Genomic DNA, 24,665 nt, shown 5'->3' on the forward strand with positions numbered 1-24,665 from the left:
GACTAGGGGAAATCTCTTGTGTGCACCGTGTTGGTGCTATCGATATTGCCGTGCAAAGCGGCTGGGTGAAGCCAGCCGAGCGAGAGTGAGTACTGAGGGTTTCGTGATCAAGGAATAACAGTCATTCCTGGTGGGCCAGGTTTGATCAAGAGGTTTGGCGATGACAGCGTCAGCGGATGGAACAAGAGTGGCTTGGCGATGGATGCCTGCTTGGAATCGCTGAAGCGCCCACTCTTGTCGTTCCCTTGGGCAGTCTTGGTCGGGCCCTGCGCAGGGATCGCGATTGGCCGGAGTGTGCTGTGCGTGCTGAGCGCTTATGCGGCCGGGCGTGCGTTGATATCAGGCCTGCAGCCTTCAGTACCAGTTCGATACTTTTTTGAAAAAAGTGCGCGTTTTCCCCGGGGAGGGTGTTTTTCCTCCCTATAATTCATTCCATCGACACGGAATGTAGCGCAGCCTGGTAGCGCACTTGCATGGGGTGCAAGGGGTCGCGAGTTCGAATCCCGCCATTCCGACCAAATTGAAAAGGCCTGTGATGAAAATCACAGGCCTTTTTCAATGCCGCTGCGAGGTTCGCTATGAAACCTGCAGCGTCAGATGACCGTCGTGGCTGATAACCGAGCAACTGCTCAAGTTGCTGCCTTCCCAAAAGATGGTCGAAAATCGGTTACAATAGCGTCATCGACACGGAATGTAGCGCAGCCTGGTAGCGCACTTGCATGGGGTGCAAGGGGTCGCGAGTTCGAATCCCGCCATTCCGACCAATCTAAAAATGGCTCCTAACTGTAAAGTTAGGAGCCATTTTTCTATCCAGATCGCATGATGTCGTGCGACTCTTCAGGGCGATGACTCGAAGAGAGATAGAAGTGCTGTCTCAACTTCTGCTGTCACACTCCTAGCCCTTGTGCGTGCGAAACAGCAGCCACAGCAGATACACCCCGCCCAGCAGCCCCGTTACCAGCCCGATGGGCAGATGGAGGCGCACCGGCGCCCACTGGCTGAGCATGTCGGCCGCCAGCAGCAGAACGGCGCCCACGGCTGCCGCCGTGAACAGAGGCACGTCGGGCGACAGGCCCAGACGCCTGGCCACCTGCGGCGCGGCCAGCGCGATGAACGCGACGGGCCCGGCCGCCGCGGTGGCAGTGGCTGTCAGGGCGATGGCGCACATCACCATGATCAGTCGGGTACGCGGTACGTTGACGCCGAGTTGGGTGGCGGCGTCATCGCCCAGTTCCAGCAGGTCGATCCGGCGGGCGCACAACAGCACGACCGGCACGATGGCGAAGAAGCTGAATGCGGCCGGCACGACATGCGCCCAGGTCCGCGCACTGAGCGAGCCAGCCAGCCAGCGCTGTGCGGAGACGGCCCGCTCCAGATCGCCCATGACCAGCAGGATGGTGTTCAGGCCCGAGAGCGTGGTCCCCACGCCTATGCCCACCAGCACCAGCCGGTAGCCCCCTGCGATGCGCCGGCCGCTGGACAGCGCGAGCACGACCGCCGCCGTGGCCATGCCCGACAGCACGGCGGCCAGCGATATCCACAGCGGCCCGGCGTCAGCCAGCACGATGAGCGCAATCGCCCCGCTGGCCGCGCCGGTGGTGAAGCCGATCACGTCCGGCGAGCCCAGCGCGTTGCGGGAGATGGACTGGAAGATGGCACCCGCCATGCCAAGCGACGCGCCCACGAAGACGGCCGTGAGGACACGCGGCAGCCGCACCCGCTGCACGATGCGCTCTGCTGCGGGGTTGGAGCCCGTGCCCAGCAGGCTGTCGAGCACTTCGGCGGGGCTGAGGGACAGGGTTCCCGTGCCCAGCAGCAGCACACCCAGCACCAGGGCCAGCACGACCAGCGCCATGCCCACGGCCAGCGGCCTGGGCCGCCAGCGGAGCGAATATGGGCCCCAGCGCAGTATCGAGGTCTTCACGGACGCCTTCATAGTCTGCTCAACCGGTATCTGCACGCCACCCAGACAAAGAACGGCCCGCCGATCAGGCAGGCGACGATGCCCGCAGCCACTTCGGCAGGCGCCGCGACGACGCGGCCCAGCACATCGGCACCCAGCAGCAGCACCGCCGCGTAGAGCGCGGACAGCGGCAGTATCCAGCGGTAGTCCGGCCCGCACGAGAGGCGTGCAAGATGCGGCGCCACCAGGCCGACGAAGGCGATGGGGCCCACGGCCGCCGTGGCGGCCCCGGCCAGCATCATGACCGCCAGGCAGGCCAGTTGAGCGGTGGCGCGCACATTGACGCCCAGCGCCAAGCCCACATCATGCCCCAGCGCCATGGCGTTGAGCTGGCCGACGATGGCCCAGGCCGCCGCCAGTCCCGCCGCCACGGCGGCCGCCAGCACGGCGGCGCTGGCATAGCCGCTGCCCTCCAGGGAGCCGGCCGCCCAGCGGCGGAAGCCGTCGAAGACTTCCGGGGGGGCGTTGAGCAGGATGATGCCGGCGCTGGAGGTGAGCATGACCGACAGGCCGGCCCCGGCCAGGACCAGGCGCACCGGGTGCGCGCTCGCGCCCCGGGACTGGCCGAACGCGAAGACGGCGGCACCCGCCAGCCCCGCGCCGGCAAAGGCGCACCAGACGTACTGGAGCACGGACGTCAGGCCGAAGGCCGTCATGCCGATGAGCACGGCAAGCGCCGCTCCCGCGTTGACGCCCAGCAGGCCCGGCTCCGCCAGGGGATTGCGGGTGACGGCCTGCATGAGCGCGCCGGCCACGCCCAGCGCCATGCCGGCCAGGATGGCCACCACGGTGCGGGGCATGCGCAGCAGGCTGACGATCAGGTGCTGGTCATCACGCAGGTCCGGAGCCCGCAGCGCGCTGAGGATGTCGGCCAGCGCAATGTCGCGCGAGCCGACGGTGATGCCGAGCACGGCGATGATGGCCAGCGCCAGCAGCCCGCCTGCAAGGCCCAGCCAACGTCTGCGGCGCAGGGGAGCGCGCGGAGCGCGCGAGGCAGGCCGCGCCACCGCGCCTTGAAGCCGTGCACGCATGGCTCAGCGGAAATGGCTGGCCACGGCGTCGACCATCTGCTGCCCCGAGTAGTAGTCGATGCGAAACGAGGTCGGGCCCAGCGCATAGACGCGCCGGCCGGCCACGGCCGGCAGGTTGGCCAGCAGCGGATCGTCCAGGAAGGCCTGGACATCGCCCTGCGAAGCGCCGAGCAGGAAGACGGAATCGCCGGTGATGGCGGCCGAGAGGTTTTCGCGGGAGATGAATTCGAAGTCGGACGAGCGTGTCACCTGTGCGGCCAGCGGGGGCGGCAGGCCCTCCACCTTGAAACCCAGTGCAGCCAGCAGCCGCGCATGCGGGCTGGCGGCGCGGCCTATGGAGTAGCTGCCGGCCAGGTTGTAGGCGACGATGCTGACGGGCTGGGCTGGTGGCGTGATGGAGGCGGCGGTTTGCGCCACATGGGCATCGAAGAGGGCAATGGCTGCGGCGGCCTGCTTCGCATGGCCCGTGATGCGGCCCAGCTCGGTGGCGATGTCCTGCCAGGACTGGCTGGAGTAATCGACCACGACCATTGGCACGCCCTGCGCCTGCAGTTCGGTGCGGTGCTGGGCCACGCTGTCGGCGCCGGTGGCAGAGGCCACCAGCAGATCAGGGGTGGCGCCCAGGACGGCCTCGATGTCGAACTGGAGGTTGCGGTAGAGCACCTGTACGCCACGCTCGTCGGCAACGTGAGCCCATTGCGAGAAAAAGCCCTTGTCATCAGTCAAGCGGCTGGGCGTGGTGGCTGCGGTTGCCGCCACGGGGGCATCGATGGCCAACAGGATGCCCGTCACGCTGGGCGAGGTGGACACGATGCGCTGCGGTAGAGAGGCCTGCTGTGTGGCGCCGGCCTCGTGGACGGCGTTGCGCTGCATGAGCGCGATACCGGCCAGCACGGACAGTGCCGCAGCCGCAACCAGGGCGGTGAATTTTAGTCTGTTCATATCGATCTGACCGTGACAGGGCCGAGTACATCAAGGTTCTTTAGGGTATTCCTCATTGTAGAATGCATTCCGAATTTGTAATGCCTAAGGACCTATTGCTTGTGGGGCATGACCGGCCATGACATATCGACTGAGTGCTGATGCAGTGACGCTGCGCTACGGCGAGCGCACCATTTCGCAGGGCCTGTCCCTTGCTGTTCCCGATGGCTCCTTTGCCGTCATCGTGGGGCCGAACGCCTGCGGCAAGTCCACCCTGCTGCGCGCGCTGTCGCGCCTGCTGGCACCGACCGTAGGGAGGGTCATCCTGGATGGCAGGCATATCGCGCAATGGCCTGCCAAGGAGGTCGCACGGCGCCTGGGCTTGCTGCCGCAAAGCGCGGTCGCGCCCGAGGGCATCACGGTGGAAGACCTGGTGGCGCGTGGGCGCTACCCCCATCAGTCCTTCCTGAAGCAGTGGACGGATGCCGACGAGCAGGCGGTGGCCGAGGCCATGAAGGCCACTGATGTGATGGCCCTTTCGGACCGGCTTCTGGACGAGTTGTCAGGCGGGCAGCGCCAACGTGTGTGGATTGCGATGGTGCTGGCGCAGCAGACGCCCATCCTGTTGCTGGATGAGCCCACGACGTTTCTGGACATTGCACACCAGATCGAGTTGCTGGAGCTGCTGGCGGACCTCAACCGGGCCGGCCGCACCGTGATTGCGGTGCTGCACGATCTCAACCACGCCTGCCGCTACGCCTCACACCTGATCGCCATGCGCGACGGGCGCATCGCCGCACAGGGCAATCCCGGGGCGATCTTTACCGAGCAATTGGTTGAGGAAGTGTTCGGCCTGTCATCGGTGGTCATTCCTGACCCTGTGACCGGGACTCCCCTGGTGGTGCCAAGAGGGCGCAAGGCAGTGCATGCCATGGAAGGCTGAAGCACCTGGGTATCTTCCTGCGCGTCGCTTCTAGTGAGAGTCTGAGCCAAAGGCTCGTCCGCCTGTGGCCTGGTTGATCAGGCTGGCTTCGCGCAGCAGCGCATGCCTGTCGTCGGGCGACTTGAGCTGGCCCAGGTCAGAGACAGTGGTGACCGCGCAGGCGATCTCATGCTGTGCGTCGAACACCGGTGCTGCCTGGCCCGTGACGTTGGACAGAAGGTGGCTGGTCAATTCGGACCAGCAGCGCTCGCGCACTTCATCGAGCACGGCCTTGGTCGGTGGCTTGCCGCGGAAATGGGCAGGTTGCTGGCGGCGCGCAGCGTCGATGGTGGCCTTGGGCAGGAAGGCCTGGAACACCAGACCGCAGGCGGTGTTGTCTATGGGCAGGATGTCGCCAAGCGCCAGCGGATTGATGGAGAAGTAGGCGCTTCGGTACCAGCGCACCAGGGTCGGCCCGCGGTCGGTCCAGATGGCCACACCGCCACTGAGCGCGTGTTGGTGTGTCAGCGACTTCATATGCTGCGCCGCAATTTCCACCGCATCCACGCGCTTGAGCGCGCCAATGCCGATGCTCAGTGCCGCGCTGCCCAGGTCGTAGAGGCCGCTGGCCGGGTCCTGCTTGGCCAGGCCTTCCTTGACGAGACTTTGCAGGTAGCGGTGGGCCGTGGAGCCCCCCGTTCCCGTTCGCCGGGCCACCTCGCCCAGCGCCAGTTCGCTTTCGGCATTGGCCAGGATCATGAGGAAGCGTGCGGCGATCGAGACCGACTGGATGGTGCCGGAGCGTTTCTCGCCGGCGGTTGTCTGAGGTGTTGTTGTTTTCAAAGGCTCGGCTTCCTTGCCTGTACTTGGAGCATCGCAGGTGGGCGCCCGGGCGCCGCTGGTCTCGATGATACCGGCTCCTTTCGGGTGGAAGGCAACCCGGCACGCATGCATCTTTTCAGTGTTGTTCTTTTTTCCTCAGATAGGAATGAATTCCTAATGGTGGAATTTCTATGCGTCATGCTGTAACATAAAACAAGAATCATTCTCATTAAAGGAAGATGCCGTGAAACTGTGTTTCCATCGCAGGCTCCCGTCCAGGGCGGGCGCTGTCGCACTCTCTACCTTGATGGCGCCAGCCGGCGTCTTTGCACAGGGTGTGTCGGGCTCCGATGAGGAAACTGCCACGCTTGACATGGTCGTGGTCAGCGGTGAAAAGGTCAGGCGAGAACTCAAGGACACGGCATCCTCCGTATCGGTCAAGTCTGGCAAGGACATCGAGAGGGAGGAGAGCGGCAATGCCTCGGTCCACGAGGTGCTGCATGACGTGCCCAACGTGGTCTACACCGACACGGTGGGTGCGCCCATCATCCGCGGGCAGGACACGCAGGGCCCCAACAACGGGCAGAACGTCTTCTGGGGCGGCACGGTACCGCGCGCCACCATCAATCTCGATGGCCATTACCTCAATTACAACGAGATGTTCTTCGGCGCGACCTCGGTATGGGATGTGGATAGCATCGAGGTGTTCCGAGGTCCCCAGACCACCTCGCAGGGTGCGAATGCGATAGCGGGCGCAATCATCGTCAATACCAAGGATCCGAGCTTCAAGCCCGAGACGGCCTACCAGCTGGAGGCCGGCAACTACAACTCGCGCCGCGCCTCCATCGCCGTCTCCGGCCCCGTGGGCGAGGAGCTGGCCGCGCGGCTTGCCGTGGACTATGCAGGGCGCGACACTTTTATCGACTACAACAATCCGCGGTTTCAGCAGGGCCAGGCCAACCAGGATTTCCGTGCGCTCAACGCACGCCTGAAACTCCTGTGGCTGCCAAACAGCATTCCCGGCCTGGAAGCCAAATTCACTTACTCGCACAACGACAGCAACCGCCCGACCCAGGAGGCCGCTTCAGCTCCGTTCGGCGCGCTCAAGCACTGGACGACGACCATGCCCAGCTGGAAGCAGAAGACCGACACCGGCATCCTCGACCTCCGCTACGAGCTGGGCAACGGCGTGCGGCTGGTCAACCAGTCCCAGTATTCGCGCTCGTCCGTGCAGCGCTACACCGGCATTTCCGGTGGGGGTGATGCCGATATCCGCCAGAACAATGTCTCCAACGAATTCCGCGCTCTCGTGGGCAACGAAAAAGATCGACTGAGCGGCTTCGGCGGCATCTATTACGCCCGTACCAGCACTGACGAAAGCCTGCTGCTGCGCGGCCTGTCCGCCTTCGACGACACGAAGAAGAACCTGGGCGTCTTCGGCGAGCTGAACTGGCGCCTGGCCGACCGCTGGACCCTGAGCAGCGGGCTGCGCTACCAGCAGGACGAGGTGGTGCGCAATGGCACCTCAGTGTTGGCACCCACCGCCCTTGACTACACGAAAACCTTCTCGGCGCTGCTGCCCAAGCTGTCCCTGGCCTATGCCGCCACGCCACGCTGGACGGTGGGTGCCTTGGTCAGCCGTGGCTACAACCCGGGCGGCGTCTCGCTGAACCTCACCAGCCGGCAATGGGCCTACTTCAAGAAGGAGTCGATCTGGAATTACGAGCTGTTCAGCCGCACCAGCCTGTTCAATGACAGGCTGATGCTCAACACCAACCTGTTCTACATGGACATGCGGGATGCGCAGTACAACATCCCGGTGGTCATCTCGCCGGGCGTGGCTCAGTCCTACACCATCAACGCCGAGAAGGCCCATGCCTACGGCTTCGAGCTGGGCGCCGACTACCGCGCGCTGGACAACCTGCGGATCAAGGCCGGCGTGGGCGTGCTGCGCACCCGCATCGAGGAGATGGGCAGCAACCCCGGCTACGAGCACAACCGCTTCGCCCGCTCGCCCGGCTACAACCTGAGCCTGGGCGTGAGCTGGGACGCCAGCCCCCGGTTCAATGTCTCCGGTCAGGTGCGCCACCTGGACGGCTACTACTCAGATACCGCCAACACGCGCGCCTATGCGGTCGGCTCCAACACCATCGCCGACCTGCGCATGACCTATGCCTACAACGCACGCGTGCAGTTGTACGGCTATATCAAGAACGTGTTCGACACGCGCGCACCGACGTACCTGCAGCAAAACCGCGGCATCGGCGGCATCGAGGCCAGCATGACCGCGCCGCGCATGATCGGCGTGGGCGTGCGCGGAACGTTCTGAGATGGGAATGACAGCAGACATGACAACCCGCAAACCCCTGCACATTGGCCTTTCGCTGGCCCCCACCTGGCTGAGTGGCGACGCCTGGCGGCGGCCCGGCAGCAATATCGAAGGGCTTTACTCCAGCGACTTCGCCCTAGACCTGGCCCGGCGCGCCGAGGCTGCGCACCTGGACTTCGTCTTCCGCCCCGACGTGAGCTTTCTGCCCATGGAGGTGCTGGAGACGGGCGCTGGCTTCGCCAGCCTGGACCCCACGGTGCTGATGGCCGCGCTGGCGCGCGAGACCTCGCGCATCGGCCTGGTGTCCACGGTATCGACCACGTTTTTCCCGCCCTATGCGGTGGCTCGCCAGCTGCAGTCGCTGCACTGGATCAGCAACGGCCGCGCCGGGTGGAACATCGTCACGGCCCTGCAGGGCCACGAGAACTTCGGGTTGCAGGCCATGCCCGATGCCGATGAACGCTATGCGCGGGCCGCAGAATTCACCGACGTGGTGCGCCGGCTGTGGGCCAGCTTCCCCAACGAGGCCTTGAAGATCGATCGGGACAGCGGCCGCTACGCCGATGCCTCACTGGTCCACCCCATAGACCACGAGGGAACGCACCTGAAGGTGCGCGGCCCGCTGAACCTGCCGGAGTTCGGCGGCCCGCGCATTCCGCTGGTGCAGGCGGGCGCGTCCAGCACAGGGCGCGACTTTGCCGCATCGGTGGCAGACATCGTCTTCGCGCCCACGCCGGACCTGGACGCGGCGCTGGAGCTGCGCCGGGACCTGTCTCGGTGCGCCCAGCGTCATGGCCGCCAGGCGCAGGATGTGCGCCTGCTGCCCGGCCTGAGCCTGTACCTGGCCGACACCCGCGAGCAGGCCCGGGAGATGTTCCAGCAGACGCACGGCCGGGTGGACAGGGGCCGCAAGCTGGCATCGATCAAGGCCATGACCGGCCTGGACCTGAAGGACTGGCCCACAGACCGGCCGATCACCGCAGCAGACCTTCCGCCGCCCGTGGCAATCCCGTCCAGCCGCACGCATGCGGGCCTGCTCAGGCGCCTGATGGAGCGCGAGTCATTGCGCATCGACGAACTGCTGCTGCGGCCGGAAATTCTCTCCGCCGCGCACTGGCAGGTGGTCGGCACGGTGGACGATGCCGTGGCGCAGATCACCCAGTGGAGTGCCGCCGGCGCCATCGACGGCTTTCTGGCCGCGCCCGGCGGTTCCGTCGACTCCCTGCATTGCGTGCTGGAGCAGTTGGTGCCCCGGCTAGTGGAGGCTGGCCTGTTCCGCTCTCGCTACACAGGCACCACGTTCATGGAGCACCTTGAAGAGTCGCGTCAGGAACGTGTTCATGCTGCAGCCCAACCATCTGCTCGCTCGTAACGGCGATCCCGTAGCTTGGCTGCCACAGTCGCGTCCGTCATTGGCAGTAATACTTGTTGGCGGCAGCAACTGTCTGCGCACGCTTCGCGGAGCGGTGCTGTGAGCTGCTCTAAACCTGCGGCTCCGGCCTGAGCCACAGCCAGAGCAATACGCAGGCCATGATGCTCAGCGTCATGGCCGTGAGCCACGGCTTGTACGAGAAATACAGAATCAGCAGACTGCTGGCGCCCATGCTGACGGTTGCCGTCCATTTGGCGCGGCGGCTGACCTTGCCGCCAGTGTCCCAGTTGTGCAGCAGCGGGCCGAACACACGGTGCGCATAGAGCCAGCGGTGCAGCCTGGGCGAGCTGCGCACCGCCGCCCAGGCGGCCATCAGTATGAATACCGTGGTGGGCATGCCGGGAACCACGGCGCCTATCAGCCCCAATATCACGCAAACCAGCGCAAAAGCAATGAGCAGATAACGCAGCGGCACGGAAAGCTGCTTGGACTCCAGGTGCGGTTCTTCGCGAGGGGTTTCGGGCGGTGGTGGCAGATCGTTCATGAGGCAGAAGGTGGGCCGCAGAAACTGGTGAAGCTGCAGCCAGGCACGGCTCCCATATTAGTCAGCATTGCAGACCGTTCGGGCTTTGTGGCTGCAGATGCTGGCGGTATTTGTCACGTCCTTGTCCCTGCTTGCGCGGAGTGCAACCGCATAATCGGTGCGCATGGCCTGGCGACCGATTGGCGACCAGCATGGAATTGATTCAAGGAGCAAGACAATGACCCCCACCCCGAGCGCCGATATGTCCGATGTGATTGCCGAAGTCCGTGGCAAGCTGGGCATGATTACGCTCAACCGTCCGAAGGCGCTCAACGCGCTGTCTCTGGGCATGGTGCGCGATCTGCTGGGCACTTTGCTGGCCTGGCAAAAAGACGACTCGATTCTGGGCGTGGCCATTCGTGGCAGCAACAAGGAAGGGGTGTTCGGGGCGTTTTGCGCCGGTGGTGACATCCGCTTTCTGCATGCGGCCGGCAGCAGTGGCAATCCGCAGCTCGAAGATTTCTTCACCGAGGAATATGCGCTCAACCATCTGATCCACAGCTTTGGCAAGCCCTATATCGCTTTCATGGATGGCATCGTCATGGGCGGCGGCATGGGTATCAGCCAGGGCGGCTCGCTGCGCATCGTGACCGAGCGCACCAAGATGGCCATGCCCGAGACGGCCATTGGCCTGTTCCCCGATGTGGGGGGAGGCTATTTCCTCTCGCGCTGCCCCGGTGCCGTGGGCGAATGGCTGGCCTTGACCGGCGACACCATCGGCGCGGGCGATGCCCTGACTTTTGGTCTGGCCGATGGCTGCATTCCCTCCGAACAGCAGGCAGAGCTGTGGGAGACCCTGGCGACCACGGATTTTGCCAATGTGGAAGCGCTCAATGCCGTGGTGCGCTCCCGCTTTGTGAGCGCCGAACCAAAGACGGCAGCTCACCGCGCGGAAATCGATGCCTGTTTTTCTCAGCCCACGCTGGCCGCGGTTGTGCAGGCCTTGCAGGCTGGCAGCGACTGGGCCCAATCCGAAGCTGCCACGCTGCGCAAGCGCTCACCGTTGATGCTGCATGTGGTGCTGGAGCAAATCCGCCGTGCACGCCATATGGATCTGGCCGAAGATCTGCGCATGGAGCGCGATATGGTGCGCCACTGCTTTTATCTGCGACCGGGTCGCAGCGAAACCGTGGAAGGCATCCGGGCACTGGCGGTGGACAAGGACCACAGCCCGCGCTGGAATCCTGCCAGCATCGAAGAGGTGAGCGATGCCGAGTGGCAAGCGTTCTTTGATAGCCCCTGGCCTGCGCATTCGCACCCGCTGGCGGCGCTGAAGGACTGATTGAAGTCCTGATCCAGAAAGCCCGGCAGGTTTATGAGCTTTCGGGCTTTGTTCTTGATAGCCATCAGCGCTTTAAAAGTAAGCGTTTGAGGGGATTCAAGTATTAATTCAGGATGATGTCCGAGGATGCTTGCCAGGGCCTGAGTCTGAAAGGCTCGCAAGCGCCTGCGCCAGCAGTGCTATTGAACGGGGGGCGCATCCCTCGGCATCGTTGCTGATGGTCACAAAAGCGGGTTGACCGGCACCGGTGATGCCAGCAATCGTGCGGGCCAGCCGCTCCCGGGTATGCCGATCTTCGCTGAGGATCTCGTTGAACGGCTGGTGCTTCTTCTGGGCATCGGCATAGCCATAGGCGCCAAAGATGCGATTCAGATTCCAGCGGCACACCAGCGGCCCGGGCCACAAGGCGCGCAGCGTGGGCAACTGCTCTTCGATGGGAGGCATTTTGCCGTGCAGCCCCAGGCAGTAGGTCGCGCCATGGAGCTTGAGTGTCTGGGCCAGTGCCGAGGTCAGCAGTTCGGGGTCTCTGACCTCGACGGCAACGACGACCTGCGGATGTTTTTGCAGCGCCTGTTTCACAGCGGACAGCAGAAGGCCCAGCCTTTCCATCAGCTGGCCGGGGCGGCTGAGCAGACTCCAGGGCAGGGGACTGAGTTGAAAGACGAGAACGCCCAGCTTGCTGCCCAGCCCTTCGAGAGTAGGCTCCACAAAATGCTCTATGGCCAGGCCAGGGTCCAGAAACGCGGGGTTGGCCTCGCGCGGCTTGCCTTCCTCGCTGCGTACCTGGGCATCGGTGATGCCGGCCGGGCATTTGACGACAAAGCGAAAGTCGGCATCGACCTGAGCGGCAAAGGCTGCATATTGGCTGGCCGTCAGCGGCCTCCAGAAGGTGCGGTCGACGCAGACGGTGCGCAGCAACGGGTGCTGGTGATAGGCCGTCAGCCCTTTTTTGGCCAGCACGCTGCTGTCATAGGCTCCGTCCCAGACCAAGCCCTCCCAGCCCGGATAGGACCAGGTCGAGACGCCCATGCGCAGCAGGGGGGGCAGTTGTGCGGCCAGCTCCCTGTACTGCGCAGCTGCAGGGGTCAGGGAAATAGCACCGCGCCTGGGTTTGCGTTCAGCTGTGTCATCGGCCTGCGGCGCTTCTTCAGTCCGAGCCTTGCCGGTACCGTCTCCGGGCGGAGGCAGCTCATCGGCAAAAAAATCGTCCTGGAAGGTATCGGGCATGTCGCAATAATTCTAATGAAATTGGCCTTTCACGCTTTCTCATCAATGGAAAGCAGCTATGGAAAGCATAGTTTTTAAGGTTTGCTTGCACTTATGCCGGATATCGAGTGCCGTGTGGCGGCATGCCTATGGCAAACTCATTGGCTTCCTGTATTGAACGCCGTGGGGCGAATATCGAATGCAAAAAATCATTGGTCAGATTGCTCAAGAACTGAATGTCAAGCCGCAGCAGGTGAGCGCGGCAGTGGAGTTGCTCGATGGCGGCGCCACGGTTCCGTTTGTGGCCCGCTACCGCAAGGAGGCCACGGGCGGTCTGGACGATACGCAACTGCGCACGCTGGACGAGCGCCTGACCTATCTGCGCGAGCTGGACGACCGCCGCGAGACGGTGCTCAAGGCCATTGACGAGCAGGGCAAGCTGACCGATGCGCTGCGCCTGGCGATTGCCAGTGCGCCGATCAAGCAGGAGCTGGAGGACATTTACCTGCCCTTCAAGCAAAAGCGCCGTACCAAGGGCCAGATTGCCAAGGAATTCGGCATCGAGCCGCTGGCCGACAAGCTGTTTGCCGACCCCACACTGGATCCGCACAAGGAAGCCGAGGCTTTCTGCAAGCCTGCGACGACCCTGGACGACGGCAAGCCCGGCCCCGACTTCAGCACCACCTTTGCCGTGCTGGACGGCGTACGCGACATCCTGTCCGAGCGCTGGGCCGAAGACCCGGCACTGGTTCAGAAGCTGCGCGAATGGCTGTGGGATGAAGGCCTGCTCAAGTCCAAGAAGGTCGAGAGCAAGAACGAGAATGACCCCGAAGTCGCCAAGTTTCGCGACTACTTCGAGTACGACGAGCCCATTGGCCGCGTGCCCTCGCACCGGGCCCTGGCCGTGTTCCGCGGCCGTGCGCTGGAGGTTCTCGAAGCCAAGCTGGTGCAACCGGTCGAGCCTGAACCGGGCCAACCCAGCCTTGCCGAAGGCAAGATTGCGCTGCACCTGGGCTGGAGCCATGCCAAGCGCGCTGCTGACGATCTGATTCGCAAATGCGTCGCCTGGACATGGCGCGTGAAGCTGAGCCTGTCCACTGAGCGCGATCTGTTCAGCCGCCTGCGCGAAGACGCCGAGAAGGTGGCCATCAAGGTGTTTGGTGACAATCTGCGTGACCTGCTGCTGGCTGCGCCGGCCGGGCAGCGGGCCGTGATCGGCCTGGACCCCGGCATTCGCACCGGCGTCAAGGTGGCCGTGGTGGACAGTACGGGCAAGCTGGTGGACACCACTACCATCTACCCGCATGAGCCGCGCCGCGACTGGGATGGCTCACTGGCCGTGCTCGCCCGTCTGGTGGAAAAGCACGATATCAATCTGATTGCCATCGGCAACGGCACAGCCAGCCGCGAAACCGACAAGCTGGCGGCGGATCTGATCAAGATCGCCTCCAAGGCCGACAAGAAGATTGACAAGGTGGTGGTGAGCGAGGCCGGGGCTTCGGTCTATTCGGCCAGCGAGTTTGCGGCGCAGGAAATGCCGGATATCGACGTGAGCCTGCGTGGTGCGGCATCGATTGCCCGCCGCCTGCAGGATCCGCTGGCCGAGCTGGTCAAGATCGATCCCAAGAGCATTGGCGTGGGCCAGTACCAGCACGATGTGAACCAGAGCGAGCTGGCCCGCCAGCTGGATGCCGTGGTCGAGGATTGCGTGAACTCCGTGGGTGTGGACTTGAACACCGCTTCGGCTCCGCTGCTGACGCGCGTCTCAGGCCTGTCGGGTTCGGTCGCCAAGTCGGTCGTGCGCTGGCGCGATGCCAATGGCTCGTTCAAGAACCGCAAGCAACTGATGGAAGTGGCTGGCCTCGGGGCCAAGACTTTCGAGCAGGCCGCAGGCTTTCTGCGCATTCGCGGTGGCGACAATCCACTCGATATGACAGGGGTTCACCCCGAAACCTATCCTGTGGTGGAGCAGATCATTGTCTCTACCGGCAAGCCTGTGGACCAGATCATGGGTCGTGGCGAGGTACTCAAGTCTTTGAAGCCTGAACAGTTTGCCAATGACAAATTTGGTGCTGTGACCATCAAGGACATTCTTGGCGAGCTGGAGAAGCCCGGTCGTGACCCGCGTCCTGACTTTGTCGTCGCCCGTTTCAATGACGGTGTGGAAGACATCAAGGACCTGAAGGAAGGCATGACGCTGGAAGGCACGGTCAGCAACGTGGCCCAGTTCGGCGCGTTCGTGGATCTGGGCGTGCACCAGGATGGTCTGGTGCACGTGAGCCAGATGAGCCACAAGTTCATCGAGGATGCTCGTGAGGTGGTCAAGACCGGGCAGATCGTCAAGGTCAAGGTGCTGGAAGTCGATGTGGACCGCAAGCGCATCAGCCTGACCATGAAGCTCGATGCGGCGCCTGCGCGCCGGGACGGCCCGCGCGACAACCGCTTTGAAGGCGCTGGTCGTGGCAACAGCTACGGCGGTGGCAACCGTGGTGGCTATGCCCAACCCCAGCGTGGCAACCAGCCGACAGAGCAAAATGCCATGGCGTCAGCCTTTGCGAAGTTGCAGGGATTAAAGAAATAATCTCCTACCGGGCCGCCACTCAATTCATATTACAGGCGGCCTTTTTTGTGGGAGCACATCAATGCGCAAAGCGAGGGGGCGGGTGATACTGCCGGCCATAGGGGTGGCAATCTTGGTGGTCTTTATCGGCGCCAAGATGGCATCGCGCGGCTGGATATCGTTGGACAAAGTCAAAAACAAGGCCCATGCCCAGCAGGCAGCAGCCTTGGTCTGGCCACCAGCCCTGGCGCCAGAGAACGATGACTTTTGCCATACCGTCAAGCTCAATCTAGCCCAAGTTGACAAAGCCCAGGAAGAGGGCATCAACATAGATCAGCAGCGGCGCTGCATCACGCGTGCTGCGATGGCAGAGCATGAAATGGCCAAAGTGCGTCACGCTGCCGCGCGCAAGCAGCACGAGAGCCAGCGCGCGGAGCAGGTGCAGATCGAGCAGGTGGTTGAGCAACAGATCGCTTCTGGCGAAATCGCTCTGCAGAATCTGATGCAGGCTCGTGCCGGCAAGACAACACAGATTGCGACAGCCTTGTTGCCGGCGGCCCACAAGCCTATCCAGCCGATGCCGACACCGCCTTCTCAGCTGTTTGTTTCAATGAGCTATCAGAGCGGGGATCTGAAACTCAATGCCTTTGTCACTCCGGATCCCAGGGATGGGAAGAAGCTGCCTTTGATGGTCTGGCTGACGGGGGGAGATACCAATAGCCTGGACGATTTCTGGAGCGAAGGGCCAGCTGCCAATGACCAAAGCGCCGGTGCTTTTCGCAAGGCTGGCATGGCGATGCTGTTTCCCACATTGCGTGGCGGCAATGACAATCCCGGCCAGCGTGAGTATTTCTGGGGGGAGGTGCAGGATGTGGCTGCAGCCATCCTGCAGGCCGCACAGCTGCCTTATGTCGACCCGGCACGCATCTATCTCGGTGGGCACAGCACCGGAGCCACGCTGGCTTTGCTGACGGCGACGGCAGGGCTGCCCGTTCAGGGGGTGTTCGCGTTTGGTCCGGTGGACGAGGTCGGCGGCTATGGCTGGCCCGTGAAATGGGGTTTGATCTCGGCGGATGAAAGGCGCTTGCGTTCGCCCGTCTACTGGCTGCATGCCATAAAGAGCCCGACGTGGATCATCGAGGGCAGCAAGAGCCCCGGCAATATCAACAGTCTTGACAATATGTGCGCCGCACGAAAATCGAATCAGCTGCACTGTGTCTTGGTTCAGGGGGCGGATCACTTTTCCGTGTTACAACCCCTGACACGCAAGCTTGCCAGCCAGCTGGTCATGGGCCAGCCAGTGCAATTGAATAGAGATGAAAAGCTCTGACCTTCCTATGTGCGCTCTCGTGTTCATTTCGTGGTGGCGACAGCCTTGCCACTGCCTTTGATCCAGATGAGCCGCGTCAAACCATTGAGTCTGTCAACCTTGCTTGAGCAGCATGTATTGCTGCCAAGCCAGCCGCGCGTCGTTGCACTGCTGTCGAGTGAACTGCGCAAGCCAGAGCCCGGCATGCGCAGTCTGGTGCAATTGTTTTCCAGCGATCCGGTCTTGACCGCTCGTCTGCTGGCTGCCGCCAATGGGCCAGCGCATCTGCTGGGGCAGCGCGTACACAGCATTCCCGAAGCACTGGTGCTGCTGGCGCCGGTTCAGTTGCGGCAACTGGTGCTGAAGGCGGCTCCAGTCAGTGCATCTCATGTTTCGGCAGGCTGGAGTCTCGCGAATTTCTGGCGCTACAGCCTGGACACGGCACGCATGGCGCGCGCGCTTGCAGTGTCGGTTCAGGCCAACGCCTCGCAGGCATATACGTTGGGACTGCTGCATGGCCTGGGAGAGCTGTTGCTGCAGGCCGCCGACCCGGACACTTTCTTCAGACTTTCTGAGCTGTTGGAGCCCATGCATCCCAAGCGCCCCCAGGTGGAAATGCAGCTGATGGGCTATTGCTCTGGGCAGATTACGGCCCATTTGGCGCGGCAGTGGAATTTTCCGGAGCTGATCAGCGATGCCTTTCAGTTCATGCATGCGCCGCTGGAGCAGCCTGTGTTCGAGCCTTTGACGGGGGTGCTGCATCTGGCCGTCTGGCGAGCATCGACCCGGGCGCTCAATTGGGATGAGCGCCAGCTGGCAGTGACATTCCCCGCAGAAACTGGACTGGCGCTGGGCATGGACATCGACATGGTGCTGCGTCAGGCATCCATCGACTGGCACGTGGCAGGCTCTCTGGATGTTCAGTTTTAGGGTACCTGGGCGACTGTGATGAGGAATTGGCGGTTTTGAATAGGTGTCGTCAGAAAACCGTGATTACTCAAATTGCATTTTTTCTTACGCTGAGTTGCAGTTTTAATTGCTAAAAACTATCTAATGACGCGCTGGGGAGTTTTTTTCTATATGGTGTCTTGAGCACCATCCTGAGTCCCCGGCAAGCAACTCTGGCCAGGAGAGAGAAATGGACCCGAACGGTGCAAACAACTCTGGTGATGCCTTGATGCTCCGACCCATGGCTGTGGAGTTGGGGAGTCCTTCCATGTGGCCCGATCACATGGTGGGGCAGCCCGACAAGCCTGTCAGAGTGCTGTTGGTGGACGATGATGTGCATCTACGCATGGTGATCGCACAGGAAATCATGAATGATCGGCGCACCATGGTGGTCGCGCAGGCGGACAACCTCAAGGATGCAAGAAAAGCCATTCGTCAACATGAGTTTGATGTCATGTTGCTGGATCTGAAGCTGGGGGCTGACGATGGTCTCGAGTTGATTGAGGTGGTGAAAAGCCAGCGCCCGCAGGCCGAGGTCATTGTGGTTTCGGTGGTGGAGACGGAAGAGCAGGTGTTGCATGCTTTTGAATTGGGTGCAACCGGCTATCTGGTCAAGAACTCCTGGTTTGGCAACTATCCGCAAGCGGTGCTGCAGGTTGTCAATGGCGGGGCATCTATCACTCCCAGTCTCGCCAGGCGGCTCTTGCAGCGGTATGACAAGCGGCCGGCCACCGGAGCCGTTCCGGGCTCCGATATGTCCGACAGGCTCTCCAGCCGCGAATGCGAGGTCTTGCGTATGGTTGCCAGCGGCAATACCAGTGCAGAGATCGGCACGCAGTTGGAGATCAGCACCATGACGGTCAACACGCACATCAAGAACATCTATCGCAAGCTCCAGGTGCGCACTCGAGCACAAGCCGTGCGTTTCGCCTACTTGCGTGGCTGGTTCTAAGCGCCAGTGTCTGCGAACGCATTCACCATGTCCTACGTCTGGCAGCTGCTTCTGTGGGGTGTTCAGCTGCTGCTGTGGCTGCCATGGCTTTTGCAGACTGGAGCGGTGTTCAATTCAGTTCCCTGGTGGACTGCGGCGCTAGGTGCGGGGGGCAGCATGGCGGCTGTCGCCTGGCTGTTGCCTCTTGCATATCGCAGCGTGCTGTGGCGCAGACGTAAAAGCGTACGTCCATCGAGAGAGGTACAGCTGGAGCGTAGGCGCATAGCGGAGGCATTGCATGACGATGTCGGCAGCCAACTGGTGCAACTGATCAGCCTGACCGATCTCGGCACGGACCCGGCGATTCGCAGCAACGCAGAACAATGCCTGCTCGATCTACGGCTGATTGTTGATTCCATGGACAGCCGAGATGAACCCTTGGGTGTCCTTCTGGCACGTTTCAGGCACAGGCTGCAACCCGTGCTGGATCATCGAGGCATGAGTCTGCACTGGGATGTTTGGGTCCCGGAGATGTCTGGCGATACCGGCAGCCTGCCATGCGGCGCCATGGCCGAGGAAATCATGTCAGTGGTGAAGGAGGCCGTAAGCAATGTGCTGCAGCACACTGACGCGCTTGAACTCTGGATTACGCTGTCTGCCGACGAACAGTGGAAAAGTGCTTCAAATGTTTCAGATGCCTCCTTTGTGCATGCTCGCCTGAGCATTGAGGATACGGGGCCCGTCAGACCGGCTGACGACGGGAAAATCCCGGACCTGGCATCTGCTGCTGGCATGGGGTGGGTCAATATGCGCCGCAGAGCGCTTGTCATGGGAGCCAAACTGAGCATCTCCGCCAGACCCGGTGGCGGTACATCGGTTACGCTCAACTGGTGAAGTCACCGAGCCGATCGCAAGCAACGGGGCTTGAAAGCACAATGCCTACATGACGTCATCCACAAGAGCATTGCGAATCTATGCCGGTCTCAAGGCGCGGCAGTCTATAGAGCGTCGGGGCTTGCAGCCGGATATGGTCAGAGTCATACCGGCGGCCGCAGGCGGTCCCAAGGGCTTGATTCTCGGACCTCTGGATCGTTTCATCTTTGGGCAGTGGTTGCAGGCCAGCGCGCAGCCTGTGGATCTGATTGGAGCCTCCATCGGTGCCTGGCGCATGGCGACGGCTTGCCTGGACGCACCAGTGGAAGCCTTTGAGCGACTGGAGCGTGACTATATTGCACAGCGCTTCGATCCCCCCGAAGGGCAAAGGCGCACGCCGTCGTCGCTGGTCAGTGAACGGTTTGCGCAGTCTCTACAGGACTTTTACGGGGGGCGTGTGAGTGAGGTTCTGGCGAATCCGCGCTATAGGCTGCATGTGATTGCCGCCCGCGGGCGTGGCCTGCTGTCACGTGCATCCCCGTGGCGCACTCCATTGGGCTATGCGGCCGCGTTTGCCGGCAATGCATTGCATCGGTCGGCATTGGGCTGCTTGCTGGAGCGTGTGATCTTTTCCTCTTCTTCTTCTTTAAGCGATGCCGTGCATGCTCTTCCCTTTGGTGTTGCGGACATTCGGTCTGCGCAGACCCGGTTGACGGAGAGTAATTTCATGGATGCCTTGCGAGCCAGTTGCTCCATCCCTTTCGTGCTGGATGCCGTGCAAGACATTTCAGATGCTCCCAAGGGTGCCTATTGGGATGGTGGCATTACCGACTATCACATGCATCTGGACTATCTGGCCTCTCGTAGCGGCGATGGGGTGGTGCTATATCCTCATTTCCAGAAAGCGGTGATTCCTGGCTGGTTGGACAAGGGGCTGAAATGGCGTCATGGACCGAGTTCGTATCTGGACTCGATGATTGTGCTGGCTCCTGATCCCGCCTGGGTGACCTGCCTGCCTAACGCCAAGTTGCCGGATCGGCACGATTTTCTGAGCTATGGCACAGACCATGATGCGCGCGCCAAGGCCTGGAATGCCGCGACGGCGGCCAGTCGGCAGCTGGCCGATGAGTTTGCGCAGTGGCTGCATGCGCCTGATCCGGGTCGAGTCGAGGCTCTATAGCGCTTTTTTGCAAATTACGACAAAGCCTGACAGCAGAGGAGGGCAGAGCCAGTTGGAATTCTGGATGAGCGCACTTTGTCTCAGAAAATCATAGACAACAGTCCATCAAGGATGCCAATGTCAGAGAACCGAAACGAGAAGTCTCCGTACGATGAGTCGTCTGCAATCCCCGAGGTCAACTTTGGCGCGGTTGCGCCAGCCAAACCTTATGCGGGGGCGCCGGTCGAAATCGAGACTCTCTCGCGAGAGACGGGTTCGGCCAGAGAGGGCCGGCAGCCTGCTCCCGGTTTGTGGGAGGGCATGGACAGACGAGCCAGAGGCAATGTGGCTCCCGGGCTTGTGCATCTGGCAGAAATGCTGCCGGCACTGCGCTTGCTCATCGGATTGATGATTGCTTCCATCGTGATCCTTGCTCTGTACTTCGGGCGGGACATGTTGATTCCTTTGGCCCTGGCAATGCTGTTCGGCTTTTTGCTCGACCCGGCTGTCAGCCGGCTCAAGCGCTGGGGGCTGCCGCGAATGGTTTCGGCCATTGTGGTCGTGGCTTTTGCCCTGGCAGCGCTCGGAGGGCTGGGCATGTATCTGGGGAGTCAGGTGCAGCAACTCAGTGCCGATCTGCCGACCTATCAATCGACGATTCGGGACAAATTGCGCAGCCTGCGCAAGAGCGCAAACATGCCCAGCGCCTGGGATGGCGTTTTCAAGACCTACAACACCGTTGAGAAGGAGATCGCCAGCGTGGATAGCGCCAGGGCGCGGGTGCAGAAAGTGGAGGTTCAGCCTCCCGATTCCAAGCCCACCACGCGGATGCTGCAGTGGCTGGGGCGTATTGCCGAGCCGGTGACGACCGCAGGCATCGTGTTGCTGTTTGTCATATTGATTCTGCTTGACAGGGACGAGCTGAGGGATCGGTTGCTTAGGCTGGTGGGGGGCAACCTCAATGTGGCCACCGATGCGCTGGATGAGGCCTCGCAGCGCATTGGCAAATATCTGCGCATGCAGTTCATCGTCAATGTCAGCTATGGCGTGCCACTCGCCATGGGCTTGTTGCTCATTGGTGTGCCAGGGGCGATTCTCTGGGGCGTGCTGGGCGCCATCATGCGATTTGTGCCCTATGTGGGTCCGATGATGTCTGCGGTATTTCCGCTGGCGCTGGCCTTTGCGGTCGATCCCAGCTGGGATATGTTTTTGATGACTCTGGGCCTGATTTTGCTGCTGGAGCTGATCAGCAACAATGTGATCGAGCCGTGGCTATATGGCTCAAGTACAGGTTTGTCGACCTTGTCAATCATTGTCGCCGCAACCTTCTGGACAGCGCTTTGGGGGCCGATCGGCCTGATTCTTTCCACACCATTGACGGTGTGCCTGCTGGTGCTGGGGCGCTACATTCCCTCGCTCAAATTCATGGAGGTCTTGCTGGGCAGCGAGCCTGTTCTCGGGCCGCAGCAACGGCTGTATCAGCGTCTGCTGGCCGATGACGCTGATGATGCCATCAGCATGGCCGTACAGTCCGTGGAGGAGCGCCTGCTCTCGAAGCACAGCCAGGATGACAGGGCCAGTGCCGTCAGCGGGTTTTATGATGAGGTTGCCATTCCTGCTCTGCGTATTGCAACCCAGCAGCATCTGGAGTCGGCGACGGCCGAACATCGCTTGCGGCTGTCCAATGGCATGGCAGCCTTGCTTGAGGAGCTGCAGGACCAGTATGCATTCAGAAGCAGTGGCGAGCATGGCCGGGCGGCTCCCGGTGAAGGTGATCAGCGTCGATGCCTGCGCATTCATTGCGCGGGTGTGCGCTGGGAGGTGGATGCCCTGGGCGCAGCCATGGTGGCCCATGCAGAGAGTTTGCATGGTCATGAGGTTAGCTGCTCCGGATGGGCACTTGCCCCGGACTCGAAGTCCTTGCAGTTTGATGCCGATGGCTTGTTGGCGGATCGCGAGTGGGTTCAGGCCGTGAAGCAATCGGATCTATTGGTGCTGTCGATTTTCAATCACCAGCCACAAAGCATGGCGAGACGCATTGTGCGGCGCATTCGCCGCCATTGGCCGGGTGCACGAGTGGTGCTGTGCCTGTGGAATGCTCCAGCCGTGGCCGCTGACCCCGAGTTTGCCCGGCAGACAGGAGCGCAGGCCTGCGTGACCAGTCTGCGGGAGTTGCATCTGTGGGTAGAGGCCATGCAGGTTGGAGATCCCGGCGAGTGTGTGATTGCAGCTCCGATTCCCGATGACGATGTGCAGCGCGTCAAAATGCTGCATGAAAGCGGAGTGCTGGCACCGGCATTGACAGCGCTGTATCGCGATACGGCCAAGAAGGCCGTGAACGCTTTCAACACCAAGTGGGCTCAAGTTTCCTGGGTGGATGCTGAACGTGTCTTTGCGCCGGGCAGTCTGCTGCCGCTGTCAGCGCAAGAGGGCGCTCAACAAGGCTTCCCTCGTGATGGCACGGTGTGCTCGTATGTCGTGTATGAAGAAGAGGCCATTGTGGTCGGAGACTTGGCGCGAGACCCCCGATTTGCAAATGACTCGTTGGTGCATAGCCTCAAGCTGCGCTTTTATGCGGGTGTGCCTTTGTTTGACAAAAAAGGCAATGTGCTGGGCTGTCTTTCCATACTTGATGACGAGCCTCGAAACATGTCCGACGATGAGCTCGAGGTGCTCAGCAGCATGGCGAGGCAATTGATGGAAGATGTGCGCGAAGCGCTCAAGCAGGGCCCTGTCGTTGAGGCTTGAGCGCCTGTGTGCAGTCTGTCAGAGCGAGTTGCTGAGAATCTGCTCATAGTCCTGTGCGGATGCCAGCCGTGGATTGGTGGCGTGGCAGTGGTCCTTGAGCGCACCGCTGATGATGGCATCAAACTGCGCGCGTTCCACGCCCATGGCAGCCAGACCCGATGGCAGGTTCAGGCGGGCATTCATATCTCGGATCGCGTCGGGGATATCGCTTCCGCTGCTAAGACCCATGGCATGTGCCATGCGGTTGAGGCGGTCCTCGCGCTGAACACTTTCGGCTTCGGCATTGAAACGCACGACTGCGGGCAGGAACATGGCGTTGAGCGTGCCGTGGTGCAGGCGCGGGTTGATTCCGCCCAGGCTGTGACTGAGGCTATGCACGCAGCCCAGACCTTTCTGAAAAGCCATGGCCCCTTGCATGCTTGCGCTCATCAATTGGCGGCGGGCTTCCGCGTCGTTGCCATTGAGCATGGCCCTCTCGATATGCGCCCAGCCCCGGGTCAGCCCGTCCAGGCCGATACCGTCGGCTGGTGGATTGAAGGTCGAGGCCATAAAGGTTTCCATGCAATGGGCTATGGCATCCATGCCGGTTGCTGCCGTCAGCATGGGGGGGAGGCCGAAGGTGAGCTCGGGGTCGCAGATGGCAGCCTTGGGCACCAGATGCCAGCTGTGAAAACCCAGCTTTCGATGGTCGTCCACGATGATGATGGCACCACGCGCTACCTCGCTACCCGTGCCGCTGGTGGTGGGTACGGCAATCAACGGAGCAACTCGCTCCGTAATACGAGGCGAGCCGCCTTCAATCGTCGCGTAGTGCGAGAGCGGGCCTTCATGCGTAGCCGCAATTGCCACGCCTTTGGCACAGTCAATGGCACTGCCACCGCCCACAGCGATCAATCCATCGCAGTTCTGGGATTTGTAGATTTCAGCCGCAGCGCGCACAGCCGCTTCAGTGGGGTTGGAAGGAGTCTGGTCAAATACTGCATGGGGCAGGCCGCCCAGTGCATTTATGGATTTTTGCAAGATTCCTGCAGCCTTGACGCCGGGGTCGGTCACGATCAGCGGCTTGCTGATACCCACACGCTCGCATTCCTGGCGCAGCATTTGCACGGCGCCAAAGTCAAACTGGATCTGAGTCACGTAATTGATGAAGGCCATGTTCTGCTTGCTCAGTAGAAAGAGGAGTCTTGGCAATCTAGAAGCCTAGAAGCTGAATGCCGCCACGCAAAGACAGCAAACCCTAGGAGATGGGAAAAATCGTCTCCCAGGGGACAGGAGACAGCGGGCTGGGTAGAGACGATAACGCCATCCCCTTCGATGCCAACCTGAAGCACTGATGCTTCATGCCTTCGTGGCAAGACAATCCGTTAACAAAGATCTGTGGCGATGGCTGCAGCCCTCCAGCCTTCGCACCTTTGCCAAAGGCGGCGTACGTAAGCTCTCTGTGAGCGATGAAGCAGCTCTCGACGGCATCCTGTTTGTGCAGCAAGCAGGCATTCCTTTGGAGGATATCCTCCAAGTCCTGGGCTATGGCAGGAGTATGACTTGCGAGCGGTGTCTGGCAGAAACTGCAGCTGGCGATGCTGGTGTGCGGGAGTTATGCAAAGGTTTCCTAGGCGAGCCACATGCGTGGCACCAACGCAAGCAGTCGCTGAGTCGCAATTCAAGTTGAGCGTCAGTGGTCGAGCTCAGTCGGTCATAGCCAGCAG

Annotated in this window: 19 protein-coding genes and 2 tRNA genes; 14 read left to right on the forward strand and 7 right to left on the reverse strand. The window is 61.8% G+C overall.

Features of this window, described 5'->3' with window-relative positions:
* Positions 1-441 precede the first annotated feature (441 nt).
* Together NOX35_RS08875 and NOX35_RS08880 are read left to right on the forward strand one after the other, a co-directional pair.
* A tRNA-Pro gene (locus NOX35_RS08875) sits at positions 442-518 on the forward strand.
* A gap of 169 nt (positions 519-687) precedes the next feature.
* Positions 688-764 (forward strand) — tRNA-Pro (locus NOX35_RS08880).
* A 131-nt stretch (positions 765-895) separates the two neighbouring features.
* On the opposite strand, the gene NOX35_RS08885 is transcribed toward NOX35_RS08880, so the two are convergent.
* The 3 genes from NOX35_RS08885 to fepB are packed head-to-tail and all read right to left on the reverse strand — an operon-like array spanning position 896 to position 3,936.
* Complete coding sequence (locus NOX35_RS08885) at positions 896-1,936, reverse strand: FecCD family ABC transporter permease (RefSeq protein ID WP_371878526.1); 1,041 nt, start codon at positions 1,934-1,936, stop codon at positions 896-898.
* Entirely contained in the window at positions 1,933-2,994 is a 1,062-nt protein-coding gene (locus tag NOX35_RS08890) for an iron ABC transporter permease (protein WP_182286387.1), read from the reverse strand. Before NOX35_RS08890 ends, NOX35_RS08885 begins: the two co-directional genes overlap by 4 nt.
* Before the next feature lie 3 nt (positions 2,995-2,997).
* Positions 2,998-3,936 carry a Fe2+-enterobactin ABC transporter substrate-binding protein gene (gene fepB / locus NOX35_RS08895; RefSeq protein ID WP_256496373.1) on the reverse strand — a complete coding sequence of 313 codons (939 nt, stop codon included), beginning with the start codon at positions 3,934-3,936 and terminating at the stop codon, positions 2,998-3,000.
* 118 nt (positions 3,937-4,054) lie between these two features.
* Here fepB and NOX35_RS08900 point away from each other — a divergent pair, with 118 nt between their 5' ends.
* The gene (locus NOX35_RS08900; RefSeq protein ID WP_182286389.1) at positions 4,055-4,858 is read left to right on the forward strand and encodes an ABC transporter ATP-binding protein; all 804 of its coding nucleotides are present in this window, start codon (positions 4,055-4,057) and stop codon (positions 4,856-4,858) included.
* Between the two features lie 30 nt (positions 4,859-4,888).
* On the opposite strand, the gene NOX35_RS08905 is transcribed toward NOX35_RS08900, so the two are convergent.
* Positions 4,889-5,680 (reverse strand): IclR family transcriptional regulator, encoded by a 792-nt coding sequence (locus NOX35_RS08905; RefSeq protein WP_256496374.1) that lies wholly within the window; start codon positions 5,678-5,680, stop codon positions 4,889-4,891.
* 223 nt (positions 5,681-5,903) lie between these two features.
* On the opposite strand from NOX35_RS08905, the gene NOX35_RS08910 reads away from it, so the two are divergent.
* Together NOX35_RS08910 and NOX35_RS08915 are read left to right on the forward strand one after the other, a co-directional pair.
* Positions 5,904-7,988 carry a TonB-dependent receptor gene (locus NOX35_RS08910; protein WP_256496375.1) on the forward strand — a complete coding sequence of 695 codons (2,085 nt, stop codon included), beginning with the start codon at positions 5,904-5,906 and terminating at the stop codon, positions 7,986-7,988.
* Between the two features lie 19 nt (positions 7,989-8,007).
* Positions 8,008-9,360 (forward strand): NtaA/DmoA family FMN-dependent monooxygenase, encoded by a 1,353-nt coding sequence (locus NOX35_RS08915; protein ID WP_182286392.1) that lies wholly within the window; start codon positions 8,008-8,010, stop codon positions 9,358-9,360.
* 109 nt (positions 9,361-9,469) lie between these two features.
* On the opposite strand, the gene NOX35_RS08920 is transcribed toward NOX35_RS08915, so the two are convergent.
* Positions 9,470-9,904, reverse strand: coding sequence for a YbaN family protein (locus NOX35_RS08920; RefSeq protein WP_182286393.1), 435 nt, complete (start codon positions 9,902-9,904; stop codon positions 9,470-9,472).
* A gap of 217 nt (positions 9,905-10,121) precedes the next feature.
* On the opposite strand from NOX35_RS08920, the gene NOX35_RS08925 reads away from it, so the two are divergent.
* Positions 10,122-11,225, forward strand: a complete 1,104-nt coding sequence (locus tag NOX35_RS08925) for an enoyl-CoA hydratase/isomerase family protein (RefSeq protein ID WP_256496376.1) — start codon at positions 10,122-10,124, stop codon at positions 11,223-11,225.
* Between the two features lie 108 nt (positions 11,226-11,333).
* Here the strand turns inward: NOX35_RS08925 and NOX35_RS08930 are convergent, their stop codons facing one another.
* Positions 11,334-12,452: a DUF72 domain-containing protein gene (locus NOX35_RS08930; protein WP_256496377.1), complete on the reverse strand. Its 1,119-nt coding sequence runs from the start codon at positions 12,450-12,452 to the stop codon at positions 11,334-11,336.
* Between the two features lie 178 nt (positions 12,453-12,630).
* Between NOX35_RS08930 and NOX35_RS08935 the strand changes: the two genes are divergently transcribed.
* From NOX35_RS08935 to NOX35_RS08965, 7 genes are all read left to right on the forward strand, one after another.
* Positions 12,631-15,012, forward strand: a complete 2,382-nt coding sequence (locus NOX35_RS08935; protein ID WP_256496378.1) for a Tex family protein — start codon at positions 12,631-12,633, stop codon at positions 15,010-15,012.
* 61 nt (positions 15,013-15,073) lie between these two features.
* A complete protein-coding gene (locus NOX35_RS08940; protein WP_256496379.1) occupies positions 15,074-16,321 on the forward strand; it encodes a S9 family peptidase in 1,248 nt (415 codons plus the stop codon).
* Positions 16,322-16,387: 66 nt separating this feature from the next.
* Positions 16,388-17,230, forward strand: a complete 843-nt coding sequence (locus NOX35_RS08945; protein WP_182287140.1) for an HDOD domain-containing protein — start codon at positions 16,388-16,390, stop codon at positions 17,228-17,230.
* 208 nt (positions 17,231-17,438) lie between these two features.
* Positions 17,439-18,200 (forward strand): response regulator transcription factor, encoded by a 762-nt coding sequence (locus tag NOX35_RS08950; protein WP_182286397.1) that lies wholly within the window; start codon positions 17,439-17,441, stop codon positions 18,198-18,200.
* Positions 18,201-18,356: 156 nt separating this feature from the next.
* On the forward strand, positions 18,357-19,073 hold the full coding sequence (locus NOX35_RS08955; RefSeq protein WP_256496380.1) for a sensor histidine kinase: 717 nt from the start codon (positions 18,357-18,359) through the stop codon (positions 19,071-19,073).
* Positions 19,074-19,206: 133 nt separating this feature from the next.
* Positions 19,207-20,232, forward strand: a complete 1,026-nt coding sequence (locus NOX35_RS08960; RefSeq protein WP_182286399.1) for a patatin-like phospholipase family protein — start codon at positions 19,207-19,209, stop codon at positions 20,230-20,232.
* Between the two features lie 300 nt (positions 20,233-20,532).
* Complete coding sequence (locus tag NOX35_RS08965; protein ID WP_256496904.1) at positions 20,533-22,959, forward strand: AI-2E family transporter; 2,427 nt, start codon at positions 20,533-20,535, stop codon at positions 22,957-22,959.
* 18 nt (positions 22,960-22,977) lie between these two features.
* Here the strand turns inward: NOX35_RS08965 and NOX35_RS08970 are convergent, their stop codons facing one another.
* Positions 22,978-24,114 (reverse strand): iron-containing alcohol dehydrogenase, encoded by a 1,137-nt coding sequence (locus NOX35_RS08970; protein ID WP_256496381.1) that lies wholly within the window; start codon positions 24,112-24,114, stop codon positions 22,978-22,980.
* A gap of 178 nt (positions 24,115-24,292) precedes the next feature.
* Here NOX35_RS08970 and NOX35_RS08975 point away from each other — a divergent pair, with 178 nt between their 5' ends.
* Positions 24,293-24,628 carry a hypothetical protein gene (locus tag NOX35_RS08975; protein ID WP_182286401.1) on the forward strand — a complete coding sequence of 112 codons (336 nt, stop codon included), beginning with the start codon at positions 24,293-24,295 and terminating at the stop codon, positions 24,626-24,628.
* Positions 24,629-24,665: the final 37 nt, after the last annotated feature.

The organism is Comamonas sp. C11 (genome assembly GCF_024496285.1).
Classification (GTDB): Bacteria; Pseudomonadota; Gammaproteobacteria; order Burkholderiales; family Burkholderiaceae_C; genus Comamonas; species Comamonas testosteroni_F.